Source organism: Bifidobacterium saguini DSM 23967 (genome assembly GCF_000741715.1).
GTDB classification, from domain to species: Bacteria; Actinomycetota; Actinomycetes; order Actinomycetales; family Bifidobacteriaceae; genus Bifidobacterium; species Bifidobacterium saguini.
Genome location: NZ_JGZN01000005.1, coordinates 229019 through 244808 on the forward strand (window position 1 = coordinate 229019; position 15790 = coordinate 244808).

The 15790-nt window shown below is 56.9% G+C and carries 16 protein-coding genes and 1 tRNA gene; all 17 read left to right on the forward strand.

Annotated elements, in window-relative coordinates:
* Positions 1-5 precede the first annotated feature (5 nt).
* Positions 6-851: a histidine phosphatase family protein gene (locus BISA_RS03130; RefSeq protein ID WP_033890140.1), complete on the forward strand. Its 846-nt coding sequence runs from the start codon at positions 6-8 to the stop codon at positions 849-851.
* 136 nt (positions 852-987) lie between these two features.
* Positions 988-1938 carry a magnesium transporter CorA family protein gene (locus tag BISA_RS03135; RefSeq protein ID WP_033890141.1) on the forward strand — a complete coding sequence of 317 codons (951 nt, stop codon included), beginning with the start codon at positions 988-990 and terminating at the stop codon, positions 1936-1938.
* A 4-nt stretch (positions 1939-1942) separates the two neighbouring features.
* A complete protein-coding gene (locus BISA_RS03140) occupies positions 1943-2797 on the forward strand; it encodes a transporter substrate-binding domain-containing protein (protein ID WP_033890142.1) in 855 nt (284 codons plus the stop codon).
* Between the two features lie 42 nt (positions 2798-2839).
* A complete protein-coding gene (gene leuS, locus BISA_RS03145; RefSeq protein ID WP_033890143.1) occupies positions 2840-5803 on the forward strand; it encodes a leucine--tRNA ligase in 2964 nt (987 codons plus the stop codon).
* A gap of 478 nt (positions 5804-6281) precedes the next feature.
* Complete coding sequence (locus BISA_RS13575) at positions 6282-6776, forward strand: ComEA family DNA-binding protein (protein WP_033890197.1); 495 nt, start codon at positions 6282-6284, stop codon at positions 6774-6776.
* Between the two features lie 326 nt (positions 6777-7102).
* Positions 7103-8548: a ComEC/Rec2 family competence protein gene (locus tag BISA_RS03155; protein WP_237746078.1), complete on the forward strand. Its 1446-nt coding sequence runs from the start codon at positions 7103-7105 to the stop codon at positions 8546-8548.
* Positions 8549-8599: 51 nt separating this feature from the next.
* Positions 8600-9568: a DNA polymerase III subunit delta gene (gene holA, locus BISA_RS03160; RefSeq protein WP_033890145.1), complete on the forward strand. Its 969-nt coding sequence runs from the start codon at positions 8600-8602 to the stop codon at positions 9566-9568.
* Positions 9569-9579: 11 nt separating this feature from the next.
* Positions 9580-10137, forward strand: a complete 558-nt coding sequence (gene tsaE / locus BISA_RS03165; RefSeq protein ID WP_033890146.1) for a tRNA (adenosine(37)-N6)-threonylcarbamoyltransferase complex ATPase subunit type 1 TsaE — start codon at positions 9580-9582, stop codon at positions 10135-10137.
* 116 nt (positions 10138-10253) lie between these two features.
* Positions 10254-11063 carry a tRNA (adenosine(37)-N6)-threonylcarbamoyltransferase complex dimerization subunit type 1 TsaB gene (gene tsaB, locus BISA_RS03170; protein WP_033890147.1) on the forward strand — a complete coding sequence of 270 codons (810 nt, stop codon included), beginning with the start codon at positions 10254-10256 and terminating at the stop codon, positions 11061-11063.
* Entirely contained in the window at positions 11063-11614 is a 552-nt protein-coding gene (gene rimI, locus BISA_RS03175) for a ribosomal protein S18-alanine N-acetyltransferase (RefSeq protein ID WP_033890148.1), read from the forward strand. The genes tsaB and rimI overlap by 1 nt, the downstream gene beginning before the upstream one ends.
* The gene (gene tsaD / locus BISA_RS03180) at positions 11611-12654 is read left to right on the forward strand and encodes a tRNA (adenosine(37)-N6)-threonylcarbamoyltransferase complex transferase subunit TsaD (RefSeq protein ID WP_033890149.1); all 1044 of its coding nucleotides are present in this window, start codon (positions 11611-11613) and stop codon (positions 12652-12654) included. The genes rimI and tsaD overlap by 4 nt, the downstream gene beginning before the upstream one ends.
* 144 nt (positions 12655-12798) lie before the next feature.
* Positions 12799-12871: transfer RNA gene (locus BISA_RS03185), tRNA-Asn, on the forward strand.
* A gap of 440 nt (positions 12872-13311) precedes the next feature.
* A complete protein-coding gene (locus tag BISA_RS03190) occupies positions 13312-13554 on the forward strand; it encodes a helix-turn-helix domain-containing protein (RefSeq protein WP_237746079.1) in 243 nt (80 codons plus the stop codon).
* Between the two features lie 167 nt (positions 13555-13721).
* The gene (locus BISA_RS03195; RefSeq protein ID WP_033890151.1) at positions 13722-14105 is read left to right on the forward strand and encodes a hypothetical protein; all 384 of its coding nucleotides are present in this window, start codon (positions 13722-13724) and stop codon (positions 14103-14105) included.
* Positions 14106-14451: 346 nt separating this feature from the next.
* Entirely contained in the window at positions 14452-14829 is a 378-nt protein-coding gene (locus BISA_RS12200) for a hypothetical protein (RefSeq protein ID WP_156099585.1), read from the forward strand.
* 4 nt (positions 14830-14833) lie between these two features.
* Complete coding sequence (locus tag BISA_RS12785) at positions 14834-14998, forward strand: hypothetical protein (protein ID WP_156099586.1); 165 nt, start codon at positions 14834-14836, stop codon at positions 14996-14998.
* On the forward strand, positions 14995-15790 hold a 796-nt coding region (locus BISA_RS03205), incomplete at its 3' end, for a helix-turn-helix domain-containing protein (RefSeq protein ID WP_033890152.1). The genes BISA_RS12785 and BISA_RS03205, both read left to right, overlap by 4 nt.

Genomic DNA, 15790 nt, shown 5'->3' on the forward strand with positions numbered 1-15790 from the left:
CTCACATGATCGACGAAGTAGTGATGCTACGCCACGGACGCACGCAATACAATCTTCAACACCGACTGCAAGGCCAGATCGATGTGCCGTTGGACATCGTGGGCCAATGGCAGGCGGACCAAAGCGGCTATGCGCTCGCCAGCCGATTCTACTGGGCGAAAATCAACCGTCTGGCCGCTCACCCCGAGTCGATCGCACAGCCGCCGCAGACCGCAGCCGAACGCACCGACATCAACCAGTACCGTGAAGCGCCAGCCGCCGCTCGCCGCATGGTGGTCATTTCTTCCGACCTATTCCGCGCACAACAAACCGCACACGCATTCGCCGATCTGCTCGGTCTCGAAGTCACCTGCGACACCCGACTACGCGAACGCAGCTTCGGACAATGGGAAGGCCTGACCCGCGAACAAATCAAAACCATTGACGCCGAAGCATACGCCTCATGGAAACAGCATACGGGTGGTGAAACACGCTACGGCGTGGAAAGCAGAGCCCAAGTAGGCGAGCGCGGCGCCAACGCAGTCCGTGAACTGGTAACCGACCCCGCGTACAACAATGACCATCCCACCACGATGATGCTGGTCGGCCACGGATCCTGGATCACCGCCACCATCGCCAATCTTCTCGGATTGGATCCAGACGGCATGAACACGCTCGGCGGTATGCGCAACGCCTGCTGGTGCAGGCTCAAAGTACGCCATACCGTCAACGGCCAACCATCCGCACAACCACTATTCGAACTTGAGGAATACAACAAGGCGCCCGCCATTGCAGACAGCGCCGATTGGGAGAATGGGCCATCTGATTTGCGTGGCTCCAACATGCTGGACTGGCAGCCTATCGTCTGGTAAGACGCGTCCGACAGACGTACAATCAGCTCCGCAAACCGCGCTGCCGCACAAGTTCGCACGGTAGGTCTAGACTAATCACGGTTTTAAACCGTACAGCGATAGAACATAGGAAAGCGCGGAAGGCGGGTGAGACGGCATGCTGAGAATCTTCAGCTCAATCAACAACCAAGTGGAGCAGATCGAGAAACCGGAAAACGGTTCCTGGTTATGTTTAAGCGAACCTACGGATGTTGAACTCGCCACCGTCGCCTCACAAACCGGCATCGACCTCGCTGACCTGCGCGCCCCTCTGGATGATGAGGAACGTTCTCGCGTGGACGTGGAAGACGACTACACGATGATCATCGTCGACATCCCCACCGTGGAGGAACGCGGCGGACGCGACTGGTATGAGACCATCCCGTTGTCGATTATCGTGACCGAAAACCTCATCATCACCGTCTGCATGCAAGACACGCCCGTGCTGCACCCGTTCATGGAAGGCACGATTCGCGGCTTCAACACGTATATGCGCTCGCGATTCATTCTGCAGATCCTCTACCGCAACGCCACGATGTATCTGCGTTACCTGCGCATCATCGACCGTGAAAGCGACAAGCTGGAACTGAAGCTACGCCACTCCATGCAGAACCGCGAGATCGTGATGCTCATGGAGCTTTCCAAGACTTTGGTGTATTTCACCACCTCGCTGAAATCAAACGAAATCGTGATGGAAAAGCTCACCACGCTGCAACGCATCAAGCAGTATCCGGATGACGAGGACCTGCTGGACGACGTGATTACCGAAAACAAGCAGGCTATCGAGATGGCTAACATCTACAGCGGCGTTCTTGCGAACATGACTGATGCCTTCGCGTCCATTGTGTCGAACAATCTGAACAACGTGATGCGTATCTTCACCATCATCTCCATCACCTTGTCTATTCCGACGTTGATTTTCTCCATGTATGGCATGAACTTCCAAGAGGGCATGCTGGGCATGCCGTTAAGTGACAAGTCGTGGGGATTCGTGGCGATTATTCTCATTTCCATCGCATTGTCCGCAGTGGTCACTTGGTTCCTCACCCGTTCACGCATGTTCAAATAACACCATGCGAGTCAAGCGAACGATTGCTGCATCAGCGGCGGCTGTGATGATGGCAATGCCGCTGAGCGGCTGCGGGCAGATTCAAGTCACCACCGTTTCCGGTTCCCCGGAAGGCCCCACCATTGCCATCGGCGTCACTGCCGATGAGCCTGCGGTGGGCATGTGGCATGACGGCACTTATGAAGGATTCGATGTGACGGTGGCCAAATATGTGGCCGCGCGTCTTGGCTACGCGAATAAGCAAATCGTTTTCAAACAGGTTCGTCCGGAAACCAGACAATCCATGCTCGACAACGGGCAAGTGGATATGGTGGTGGCTTCCTGGCCTATTACCGACCAATCTCGCGCCGCAGTCGATTTTGCTGGTCCCTATCTCACGGCAGGCGTGGGATTGCTGGTACGGGCCAGTGATCGCGCTGATTACGAAAAGGAGCATGGCACAGTCGGCGATGTGAACCAGCGAGATATCTGTGCGGTGCAAGGAGACGAAACAGCGAGCCTGTTCCAAACGAATCATCCTGAAGCCAACATGCAGGAACGCGATAGTTACGCGCAATGCGTCACCGCGTTACAGGCTGGTGCTGCGGATGCCATTGTCGCCGATACAGCGATTCTCGGAGGCTTGCGCCAAGCCAACGGGCCGCAATATACGGTGGTGCTCACAGATCAGGGAACCGTTGAATATGGCATTGCGGTAGGCAAAGGCACAGCCGAACTTGCCGGCAAAATCGCCGAAGCATTACAGAACATGATTGATGACGGTAGCTGGACCGCTGCGCGCGACGAGTTGAAACAGCAGAGCAAACTATCCGTAAAACTTGGCGGCACGCCTCAGGCCATCGTCTCGGATGATGAATAGCGTTAAGAACCGTGTCCAGTTACGCGGCTACCTTGCTGATTTATGAGTGACAACGAGAAGAGCACGCAAACCGCAGAGCCCAGCTTCCGCTACAACGCTGAACTGGCGCAGGATATCGAAAACAAATGGCAGAAAATCTGGGATGAGCGCGGCACCTTCTGGGCCGCCAACGTCAATGGTGATCTGAAGGACGGTAAGGGCCGCAACGCTGAAGGCCGTACCGCTTACTTCGCTATGGACATGTTCCCCTACCCGTCCGGCAAGGGCCTGCATGTGGGCCATCCGCTCGGCTATCTGGCCTCCGATGTGGTGAGTCGCTACCACCGCATGAAGGGCGAGAACGTGCTGCATGCTATGGGTTACGATGCCTTCGGTCTGCCTGCCGAACAGTACGCTGTGCAGACCGGTCAGCATCCGCGCGTGACCACTGAGGCGAACATCGCCAACATGTCCCGTCAGCTGCACCGCATGGGCTTAAGCTTCGACAATCGCCGTACCTTCGCCACCATCGATCCCGGTTATGTGCGTTGGACCCAGTGGATTTTCTCTCGTATCTACGAATCCTGGTATGACGACGAAGCCACCAACCCGTCCGGTACCAAGGGTTCCGCACGCCCGATCAGCGAACTGATCGCCAAGTTCGAATCCGGCGAGAAGGCTATCCCCGGTCATGAATCCGACGGCAAGGCATGGGGTGATCTCACCGAAGCCGAACAGCAGGATATCCTGAACGATTTCCGTCTGGCCTACATCTCCAAGTCCCCGGTCAACTGGTGCCCGGGTCTGGGCACTGTGCTCGCCAACGAGGAGGTCACCGCCGAAGGCAAGTCCGAACGCGGCAACTTCCCGGTATTCCAGCGTGAACTGCGTCAGTGGTCCATGCGTATCACCAAGTACGGCCACCGCCTGATTGAAGACCTCGACGGCATCAACTGGCCGGAAAAGGTCAAGCTCATGCAGCGCAACTGGATCGGCGAATCCCACGGCGCATCCGTGCATTTCGAGGTTCCCACTGCCGATGGCGTCAAGGACATGGAGATCTACACCACTCGTCCTGACACCCTGTTTGGCACCACGTTCGCTGTGGTCTCTCCGGAGCATGAGCTGCTCCAGTACGTGCCGGCCGAATGGCCCGCCGATGTGCCGGAAGCATGGAAGGGCGGCTACGCCACCCCAGCCGAAGGCATGAAGGCCTACCGTATCGCAGCCGAATCCAAGACCGCCAAGGACCGCGTGGATGAAGCCGGTGAAAAGACCGGTCTGTTCACCGGCCTGTACGCCATCAACCCGATCACTGGTGCCAAGCTTCCGCTGTTCACCGCCGACTATGTGCTGATGGATTACGGCACCGGTGCCATCATGGCCGTACCAGGCGGCGACCAGCGCGATTACGACTTCGCCACGAAGTTCGGTCTGCCGGTTATCTACACCGTGCAGCCGCTGCCGGAATCCGGTGATGATCTGGTCAACTATGAAGGCAAGGCCCCGTTTGTCTCCCACGATGGCATCGTTATCAACTCTTCCGTGGAGGCAACCAAGGCTGCCGGCGACGCGTTGAGCCTGAACGGTCTCAGGGTCGATGAGGCCATCGCCAAGGTCAACGCATGGCTCGAATCTGCAGGCGTGGGCAAGGGCACGGTATCCTACCGTCTGCGCGACTGGCTGTTCTCCCGCCAGCGCTACTGGGGCGAACCGTTCCCGATCGTCTACGGCGAAGACGGCACCCCGCACCTGCTGCCGGACTCCGCACTGCCGATCAACCTGCCGGACGTGCCGGATTACGAGCCTCGCACCTTCGACCCGATGGATGCCGAATCCAACCCTGAGGCTCCACTGAGCCGCAACGAGGACTGGGTCAAGGTCGAGCTCGACCTGGGCGACGGCAAGAAGACCTATTACCGCGACACCAACACCATGCCGAACTGGGCTGGCTCCTGCTGGTACTACATGCGCTATATCGACCCGACCGACACCGCTCACATGGTGGAGAAGGACGAGTTCGACTACTGGATGGGCCCGAACCACAACAAGTACTCCGGCGATGAGGGTGGCGTGGACCTGTACATCGGCGGTGTGGAGCATGCCGTGCTGCACCTGCTGTACTCCCGCTTCTGGCACAAGATCCTCTTCGATCTGGGCTACGTGGATTCCGCCGAACCGTTCCACAAGCTGTTCAACCAGGGCATGATTCAGGCATACGCCTACACCGATGATCGCGGCCAGTACGTGCCGGCCGATGAGGTTGTGGAAGGCCCGGCCGATGCCTCCGGCGAGCCGACGTTCACTTGGAACGGCGAACACGCCAACCGTGAATTCGGCAAGATGGGTAAGAGCCTCAAGAACATCGTGACCCCGGACTTCATGTACGAGAACTACGGTGCCGACACCTTCCGCCTGTACGAGATGAGCATGGGTCCGCTGGATGAATCCCGCCCGTGGAACACGCGCAACGTGGTCGGTGGCATGCGTTTCCTGCAGCGTCTGTGGCGTAACGTGATCGATGAGACCACGGGTGAAGCTCATGTGTCCGAAGACGCTCCGGATGAGAAGACCCTGAAGCTGCTCAACAACACGATTGCAGAAGTGACCGCGGAAATGGAAGGCATGCGCCCGAACACCGCCATCGCCAAGCTCATCGTGCTCAACAACCACCTGACCTCCTTGAAGTCGGTGCCGCGCGCCGCCGTCGAGCCGCTGATTCTGATGCTCGCTCCGATTGCCCCGCACATTTGCGAGGAGATGTGGAACAAGCTCGGCCATCCCGAGTCCCTGTCCGCCGAGCCGTGGCCGGTGGCTGACGAGCGTTATGTGGGCCACGATACCGTGACCGCCGTGGTGCAGATCAAGGGCAAGGTGCGTGCCAAGCTCGAAGTGCCGGTGGACATCGATCCGGCCGAACTGGAGAAGATGGCTCTGGCAGCCGTGGCAGAACGTCTTGGCGGCAAGGAGCCGCGCAAGGTCATCGTCAAGGCGCCGAAGATTGTTTCCATCGTGCCCGTGGAGTAGCTGGTTCTGGCTCCCCTCCTTGAGGGGAGTTGTCAGCATAGCCGACTGGAGAGGAGTAGTTGAGAGTGAATGCTCCTAATGTGGATAACTTCGTAAGCTAGAACCACATACCCCGTTTCAGCTGGACAAATGCTCATGAATCCATCAGCGTGGATTCATGAGCATTTTTCGTATTGCAACACGTTCCGCACGAACCGAAGCAACAGGCCAACGATTGCGTGACCTTTTGGATGCTGGCGAGACCAAGCCAGTGGCGCAGCATGAGGTTGCGCAATCCAATAAACCTGCTCACAGCACGGGCGCAGATTCCTTCGACCAACAGCATGCCATTCCACCTCCTCCCGGCTCTGACATCATTACAATTCCAACGACGGTTGCAGACGGCAATGCAACGACACGTAGCCGCAAATCATTAAGCGCGCTTATCGGAGTGCGCTCATCTGACACCAATGCTACGGATATGAATCGCCCCATGCTGATGCGAGACAAGCCGAGAACCCTGCTGACTCCAGGGCATGCACTGGTAGTCATCGTGCTCCTCATGGCCATATTGGGGCTCAGTCTGGCACTGATTATGCAACAGTCCATGAACTTGACGGCCATCGCCAATGCCGGCACCAGCGGTTCATCCGCAACAGTGAGCGGCAAAGAAACCGACAATTCAGCAAATGCGGATAACACAACGCAAACCAATGAGGAAACGCCGAACGGTGAACACTCCACAGACAATCCATCCGCGAACAATCCATCCGCGAACAATCCATCTGCCAGCACAGACACACGAATCAACATCAACACCGCATCATTCGAGGAATTGCAATCCATTACCGGAGTCGGACCAGTCACAGCACAACGCATCATCGACCATCGCAAAGCCATAGGACGCTACTCATCGGTCGATCAGCTGATGGACGTTACCGGTATCGGCTCAAAAACATTGGAAAAGATGCGAGAGCAGGTGAAAGTCGAATGAATGCCGATCATATGCTCAGAGAACAGGGAAGCAGAGACCGTCGTCTTCTGCCCGCTGCCATTACCATATGGGCATCAAGCCTGTTCACGCATCAAATGTTTGCCTATTATGCGTCGTTACAGCAGTCCCAATCGAACGGTGAACAGACGCGGAACTTCACGAATGCCATAGCACAATGGGTGATTTCACCGCCAAGCACAATGATGGTAGTCGCAGTCATAACAGGAGCTGCAACACTGCTTATAGTGTTCGCTATCGCCTTACAGCCAAGAGCACGCCGAGCAGGAATGCTATGCGTGTGCCTCGCTGCGGCAATCATCGCAACAATGACCGCGATAGCATCAGATACGCGCACATGGCTCGATCCCGCCACACAGCATGCACAGCATGCAAAGAACGCCGACAAGGAAACCATCATCGCGCAAGCCACCATAATGACCCCGATACTCGTATCGGACCAGCGCGGCTACGCTTGCCAAGCGGATGTACGGTTCGATGCCATCACCGTGAACGGCGTCGAACGGCGTTCCTTCGCTTCAGCCAGACTTTACGCTCAATACGGTGAATGCACTGTATTGCAACGAGCAGCACAATACCGGTTTACCGGCATCGTACGCAACGCCGAATATGGCCGCATGCCCTTATGGATGCTCGTTGATACGGCATCCGACTCCCGGAACGATACCGTCACCCAATCGCGAGCGCCACCTTGGTATCGCCGCGTGGTGACACGAATGCAGCACGCATTCTTTCGTATTACGGAAACATTGGATGAGCAGGGGCGCATACTCGTTCCGGGAATGACTATGGGCGTGCTCGGACAGGATTATTTTGACGCCGAAACACCATCCGAACCCGTCAATGACACGTATGCGAATGCTGTTGAGGAATACTTCCGCAAAGCCGGCATCATGCATTTGATGGCGGTCTCCGGAGGGCATTTTGTACTACTCGCATCATTGATACGGCGTATCGGCATGTGGCTGCTGGCTGATAGACGAATTATCGCTGTGCTGATGGCGCTCGCGTATGTGGCATTGGCTGCAGTGGTGTTTCCGGGAGATTCGGTTACGCGTGCGCTCATCATGGGCCTGATGGGAGCGGTTGCCTATGCGTGTGGGCGTAGAGCGCAGGCGTTAAGCGCTTTATGTTGGACGGTTATCGGCACTGTGATACTCAAGCCCGATATGTCACGTAGCTATGGGTTCGCGTTGTCTTGCGCCGCTGTATTGGGGATCGTACTGTACGCCAATCGGATTGAACGCGTGTTGAGCCATGTGATGCCCCAGCCGATTGCTCAAGCCGCGGCCATGACCATTGCAGCGCAAATGTTTACTGTGCCTATTCAGGTGCTGATGGAGCCGGAACTGCCGCTGCTGTCTGTGCTCGCTAATCTGCTGGTTTCCCCTTTGGTATCGTTGGCCACTATGGCCGGTCTTATGGGATTATGCTGCGCATGGTGCGTGCCGTGGCTCGCACTGGTATTGGTGCGAATAGCTTCATGGTGCACGCTGATTATGGAACGTATTGCCACTTGGCTGGGCGGCAGTGATTGGGCGGCTATGGCTTGGCCTGGGAATGCCAAGGGCGTTTTACTGACTCTTACACTAGAATTCGCCGTGTTCTTGATAATGCAATACGCATCGCATTGGTTGCGGCGCAGGCGCATCGAATCAGGACTGCCTGGTGAACGATTTGGCAGATTGCCCGCTCAACGCGTTCGCCTCACAGTATGGTGGCATGAGACGCTTCACCTGCTGCTACACGGTTAGGTGGTTTATGGCACTTGAAGATTGTCCAATGGGTGTGGGGAGATGGAGCCTATGGCCAGAACAGTGAATACTCCGGTAAAAGTGGTTCCCGGAGGAGACTCATATCTGAATGCTTCATGCGTTAAGGAACTATGCGCGCAAGCATTGAAAGCGCGCCCTGACGCGGAACTCATCGAGCTGGATGCAACCAGCGCCGACCAATATGCCTTCGATGAGGCTGTTAGTCCCTCGCTGCTCTCCGATGTTGCCGTAGTTCGCATCGATAACCTGCAGAATGCTGACGAAAAACTCGCTGAAGCCATCATCTCCTATACCAAACAGGCCGTTAAAGACCCTGCCGGTTCAAGCATTGTCATCTGCCAGCATGAGGGTGGAGCTAAAGGGAAACGCATCCTTGACCAGATAATCAAAGCCGGTGCCGGCAAAGAAGAAGTGCCGGACCTTAAAAAGCCCGATGCGCAGTTGAATTTCGTGTATAAGGAATTCGAGAAACGCAAGCGAAGAGTTGAACCTGCAGCAGCCCAACAATTGATCGCCGTGCTCGGCGGCAAGACCGGCGAACTTGCCGCCATGTGCGAACAACTCTGCTTTGACTTCGACGACAATCCTATTGGCTTGGAACGCGTCAGCCAGTATTTGACCGCCAACCCACAGGTCACTGGTTTCGCCGTTGCCGATAAGGCCATTGAAGGGCATACGGCACAAGCCATCGTCATGATGCGAGCCGCAGTGGAGCAAGGTACCGATCCAATCGCGCTGATTGGTGCCTTGGCCATGAAACTGCGCACCCTGGCCAAAGCCGCAGCGGTAAAATCCGGTACAATTTCGCAAGCCGAAGCCAAAACCAATCCGTGGGTATTACGCAACGCCACACGACAGTTGGGCGGCTGGACTTCAGCAGGCATGTCGCACTGCATCCGCATGCTGGCCTGGGCGGATGAGCAAAGCAAAACCAATGGCGGCGATCCGCTGTACGCGCTCGAACGTTGCATTGAAGACATCAGTCATAAAGGACGATAGGACCATTACACATGAACACACGCATCATCGAAGTTGCCACAGGCGAAGCCATGCAGGAGCTCGGCAAACAAGTCGCCTCACAGGTGCGAGGTGGCGACGTACTGCTCCTGTCCGGACCACTGGGTGCCGGCAAAACCACCTTTGCCCAAGGATTCGGCTCAGGCTTGGGCATCACCGAACCCATCGTATCGCCCACATTCACCATTGCCCGCGAACTGAACGGACAATTCACCAACGGGAAACCGGCGCATCTCATCCACGTTGACGCCTACCGCCTAGGCGGTTCCTCATATGCGCCAGGACAAGACACCATCGGCCGACTTCTGGATGAACTGGAATCCCTAGGATTGGACGAAGAACTCGAAGACCCTAGCGAAAACACAGTGATTCTCATGGAATGGGGCGAACAAATGGCCAGCGCATTAGCCAGCGAACGCCTCGAAATCCACATCGACCGACCATTGGAACATACGCAGAACGATGCTCCCACAACGGAACTCACCAGCAACGGTATCCGAACCGTCGCCTTCGTGCCAGTCGGCGCACGCTGGGAAGACTTCAATCTGTAATTCCGGAAAACAGATTGCATGCGTATGCATACATGTCTTCTGCGCCCATAGACTCCTCGATGTACACTCTCTAAAGGTTTCCACTTAAAGAAGTTCAGATTTGACGAGGAGCATACATGGGTTGCACGCTGGTGATTGATACGTCATTCGGCTCAACGGTAGGTGTTGTGGGGCATAAGCCCATTGTTGAGACAGACTCGCGCACCCATGTGGAAAAACTCCAAGTCAACATTGCGCAAGCAGTCGAAGAAGCCGGCTATCAGCCTTCAGATATCAGCGCCATAGTGGCAGGAGTGGGTCCCGCGCCCTTCACCGGCTTGCGCGCAGGCATTGTGGCAGCCAAAGCGCTCGCCTTCGCGACCGGCGCCACATTGCTCGGGCAGAATGTGCTGGAACCTCAAGCGCAGTGGAATCTTATTCGCCGCAGCAAAGCCGGTACGCTCGGCAATCAGCATGAATTCCATGTACTGACGCTGGCGGTGAATGATGCGCGCCGCAAACAGCTGTATTTTGAACTATGCGACACGCCTCTAGCTGGCAGTGAGCCTGATGTGCCGGCGCTCGCTAAACCGCTTATCGCAATGGATATCGATTATCCCGAATCCATAGTGAACAGGGTCAACCAAGCCGTTCAGGAATTTCAGCAGACCATTGGTGGACAGGTCATAGTCGATGTGATTGGCCACGGTGCGCACAAGTATGCCTCCGTTCTCGAGCATATCGAGCACCTAGGCGATATCGAGGAATCCTCAGTACTTGATCAAGGCGAACAAGGATTGTCCATTTTTGCGAGCGAAGCCCTGCTGAACGCCGAACATAACGACGGTGCTCCAGTCGAGCCGTTGTATTTGCGTCGCCCGGATGCCGAGATTCCAGCTCCGCTCAAACATGTACTCGGTCATGAAGGCGCGGAGCGTACCAACTGATGCTGATTGACGCGAATAAACTGGGCGCGGAGACGGCCATTGCCGCTATGCGTGCGTTGGAAGTCGAACTGTTCGGCAACCATGCGTGGAGCGAAGCTTCCGTTCGTCAGGAAATAGAAGGTACAGGGCGCACATACGTCTTCGACATGGATGACGATACTCATACGATTCGAGGATTCGCCGGCTACTGGTATGACGGCGAAGATGCAGAAATCATGGACGTGGGTGTTGGCAAAGCGCATCAACGCCAAGGCATAGCTCGCAGTCTCATGACCGATCTTATTGAACGTGCGAACAGACAAGGCGCGCAGCGTATGCTGCTTGAAGTCAGCGTTGTCAATACGCCTGCCATCGAGCTCTACCGCAGTCTTGGATTCGAACGAATCGGTTTGCGCAAACGGTACTATCAGCCGGAAGGCATTGACGCTTACGTCATGTCTTTGGATTTAAAACCGAGAATTGTGGGTTTTCAAAGCAAGCAGAGCAGCAATTTTGCTGACAGACAGAACATCAATGATGAACAGGGCAAGGAACAGGAGAGGCAATCATGAGCGAACCAATCGTGCTGGGTATCGAATCCACCTGTGATGAAACCGCGGCGGCCATTGTACGCGGTCGTGAACTACTCTCCAATGTTGTTGCCTCCTCAATGGAGGAGCATGCGCGATATGGCGGTGTGATTCCGGAAATTGCATCCCGAGCGCACGCTGAAGCCTTTGTGCCGTGCGTGTCCAAAGCACTGGCGGATGCGAATATGACGCTGGCTGACGTCGATGCTATTGCCGTGTCTGCAGGCCCTGGTCTTGCTGGATGTCTTGCCGTGGGTGTTTCCGGAGCCAAAGCGCTGGCATGGGCGGCAAATAAGCCGATTTACGGCATCAATCATGTGATTGGGCATATTGCGGTAACTCAGTTGCAGTTTGGGGCTTTTCCACCGGATACGTTGGCTCTGATCGTCTCCGGTGGCCATACGTCGTTGCTGCATGTGGAAGATATGCCGCGCAAGATCGACGTAGTGGGCACTACGTTGGATGATGCTGCGGGGGAGTGCTTCGACAAGGTTGCCCGTCTGCTGGGCTTCCCCTACCCGGGTGGACCTCATATTGACCGCCATGCGCAAAACGGCGATCCACATGCCATTAAAGTGCCGATGGGTCTGACTCAGGGCAAAGCCGGTGCCGCTCATCCGTATGATTTCAGCTTCTCCGGAGTGAAAACCGCTGTGGCACGTTGGGTGGAAGGCGAACAAGCCGCGGGGCATGAGATCCCTGTGGACGATGTGTGCGCTTCATTGGCAGATTCCGTGGCTACCGTATTGGCTCGCAAGGCCATGCGCGGTTGTGAACAGTATGGTTCCGAAACTTTGATTGTGGGTGGTGGATTCTCCGCCAATTCGCAGCTTAGGGCCAAGCTGCTTGAATATGGCGAACAGTGCGGCGTAGAAGTTCGTATTCCACAGCTTAAGCTGTGCACCGATAACGGTGCTATGGTGGCCATGCTCGGCGTGAATCTGGTTGAAGCCGGAGTCGCTCCCAGTGCTCCTGATTTCCCAATCAATTCCGCAATGCCGCTGACTCAAGTTTCCATGTAGTTTTTTGCGAGCTTGATTTCAGCGGTTGGTGAGAAAGCTTGAAATTCCGCGCGACATGCCCATGTGGATTCGATTTGCTTTTTCCTTTGAGGCATGTAAGATATGTGACTTGTGCGCGAGAGAAATCTCAAGCACGAAAGCCATTCCTGCGTAGCTCAGTTGGCAGAGCATCCGACTGTTAATCGGACGGTCGCTGGTTCAAGCCCAGCCGCAGGAGCTCTCCAGAAGCCATCGGCGTGTTGCCGGTGGCTTTTCTGTTTTTCGCTGTTTGCATTTGCCTCATGTAACTGTCATCGATTAGAGCGTCAACGGATAGATCCAGAAATCTCGATGCGTTTACCAAATCAACGACGGACCAACCAATTTTCCCTGACATTTTCATTGACATAGCGGCTCTTTTTATTCCCAGCGCCTCGGCCAAGCTGGTCTGGTTCTCTCCTCGGGCGGCAAGCATTACGCGGATATTGAAAGCGATTGTCTCTGATAAGTGCTCTTCGGATGCTCTGGTCAATGGTTGGATTAGTGTCGCGGTCATCGGCGTGTCTCCTTGTAAAAAGCAGAATTCAGTATTGCTGAACTAAATTATAAACACCTGATTTGCGTTCAGGCAAATTAACCATTAATGTAATGTTCAGCAAACCTGAACAAAAGGATTAAATGATGAACAGTCCGATGAAAGAATGGCTTTCTGATCACGGTATTAGCTATAGGAAGCTCGCCGCCGAGATGGGGCAGTCCCATGCATCCATTGCGATGAAAGTAAATGGGGATGTTGCTTGGCAACAGAAGGATTTGTTGTTCCTTCATGATCGCTACGGATTGTCTTCGGATTTTGTCATTGGCATTTCTGTACCTCTTTACGAGAAGATTCCGGCTGGTGGGGGTGGTGCGATGGTCTGATTTTATTGGCTTTCCTTATTCTCTGTACTTCTCTCTAAAAGAATGGCCGGCTTCCAGTTGGAGCTGGAAACCGGCCGGTGTGCAAATAACCAGTTGAGCCCTGGAGCGTCCTAGTCGCCAAACTTCGCGTTCCAAGCCTCGTGAATATAGGTAAGGAGTTACCGCACATGTCCGACTCTATCAAGCCCTTCCGTACGGTCCATGTCCTTTGCGCTAAGGATACGCAGGGCATTCCGGCAAAATTGTTTGAAAATTCTCCGAGCCCGTCCGGGCGTGTCGCGGATGCGGCGGCCTGGTCGGAGGTGGGGTACTGGGCGGGAGAGGCCGCCCGCTACCGGCGTGTGGGCGTGGGCCTGGAATGGTCCGCGGCCGTGTGCGCGTCGGGTTCCCTGGCCTCGTTGTGTCTGTCCGTGTTTCCCGTGGCGGTGCTGCTGATCGCTGTCTCCGCCGTTTGCGCGTTCGGTTGTTTCCGCGCCTCCGTGGAGGAGGACGCGGCGTTGACGTTCCGCGACTGGTCGATGCCGACCGTCGCCGGTGCGGGAGAGGAGTGAGTGATGGACAGGAAGCGATGCGCCGCCGATGACGGCGTGGAATTGGATTGGCTGCTGCACGAGATTGAGGCGGCTGGCGCGTTGGTTGACGCGTCGATGACGGTCAACGAGATCGTCGCGGCCGCGTTCATGGCCGGCTGCCACGCGTCGCTCGGCCGTTTGGGCCGCGACGTGCAGGGCGTGCTCGCCGTGAACGAGAGGATCCTCGAGGATTCGGACAGCCCGTTCAACGCGGGTTTCTCCGCGGGGGCGGGCATGGTGCTGCACGACGCGGCCCGGCTGGATGGCCTGCTGGCCGGATCCGCATGCGGTGCCCGGCTTCGCGCCATGATGCTGCATCCCTCCCATGAAGGCTGGTGGCGTGATGGGCGGCGAGCTGGACGAGAGGACGGTGGACCTCCTGCTGTCGAACTGCGCGGTGCTGGACGTGCGCAACGGGCGCATCCACTACGCCTCCTGGTTCCGCAGCGAGGTGATCCGCCGGCGCATGGCCGGGGAGGGCCTTGTATCGATATTCCGTTCCCAGGGATTGGGTCCGGAGCTTATCGGCTACAAGCGGATCGAACGCTGCTGGGCCAGGTGGAACCCGGCGCATGCCGATCCGTCCGTCTCGCCGAGGCATGCGTCGAGGCGGACGGATCGCCAGCTGGCCATGATCGCCGACCTGCGCCGTCGCGTGGACGCTTTGGAGGCGCAGGCGGCCCTCGGGCGGGAAGCGAGGTGATGTCATGGAGGCGATCGTCATGCTGTTCCTCGTCCTGGGGCTTTCCTGCATCGGCCTGCTCGCCCCGTTCGTGTGGGCCGCGTTCGGCGCCATAAGGCTCATGGTCTCGCTCACGCTCCGCGTGTGCGTCTCGATCCTCGACCTCGTATGGCATGGAGGCGGGAGATGACGTTCGTGACGATGAGATGGGTGCAGCAGAACGCGTTGGACGTGTTCAAGGCCCCGAAGACGGTGCTCGCCTTCATGGCCATGAAGGCCCATTTCGATGACGGCACGGCGGCCTGGCCCGCTATGGACACGATAGCGGTGGAATGCGGGCTGAGCGTGCGAACCGTTCAGCGCGCCATCATGCAGCTGGTGGACATGGGCTACCTGGAACTCGGCCAGCAGGACTTCAGCCGCGTCGATCCGAGGACCGGCCGCCAGGTGCGCAACGACCGCAGGACGACCGTATGGAACGTGATCTGCAAGACGCCCCGGCTCGAGCTGGAGGCGGAGACGGTGGAGGAGCCGAACGGCGACGGCATGGCCGCCTGCGTCAGGTACGCCAGGCGTGCGTCGACCAAGGGGCCGGGGAGCGAACGATCCGGGAAAGCGGAGCCGGTTTGCGAAAATGTCACCCCGTGCGGAACGGAAATGTCACCCCGTGACGAGGCTCCCGGAAACGAACGGGGTGACATTTCTGCACGTAATCCCGCAAAAATGTCACCCAATATACAGGAGATACATATAAACCCCTCTGCCCCTACGGGGCATCTCCCCGCAAGCGGGGCGAACCCCGGAGAAGACACGAAACCGAAACCGGACGATTCGCCGGGGCCGACCAGGCTCGAGGCCGAACGGTGGCTCGGCGCTGAAACGGCTCCCGTCGCGCGGGACGACTCGCCGCTCACGCCCTCGGACGAGGAGGATCTGGTGTGCCGCGCGCTGGAGAGGGGCTGGAGCCTCGACCCCGCGATGC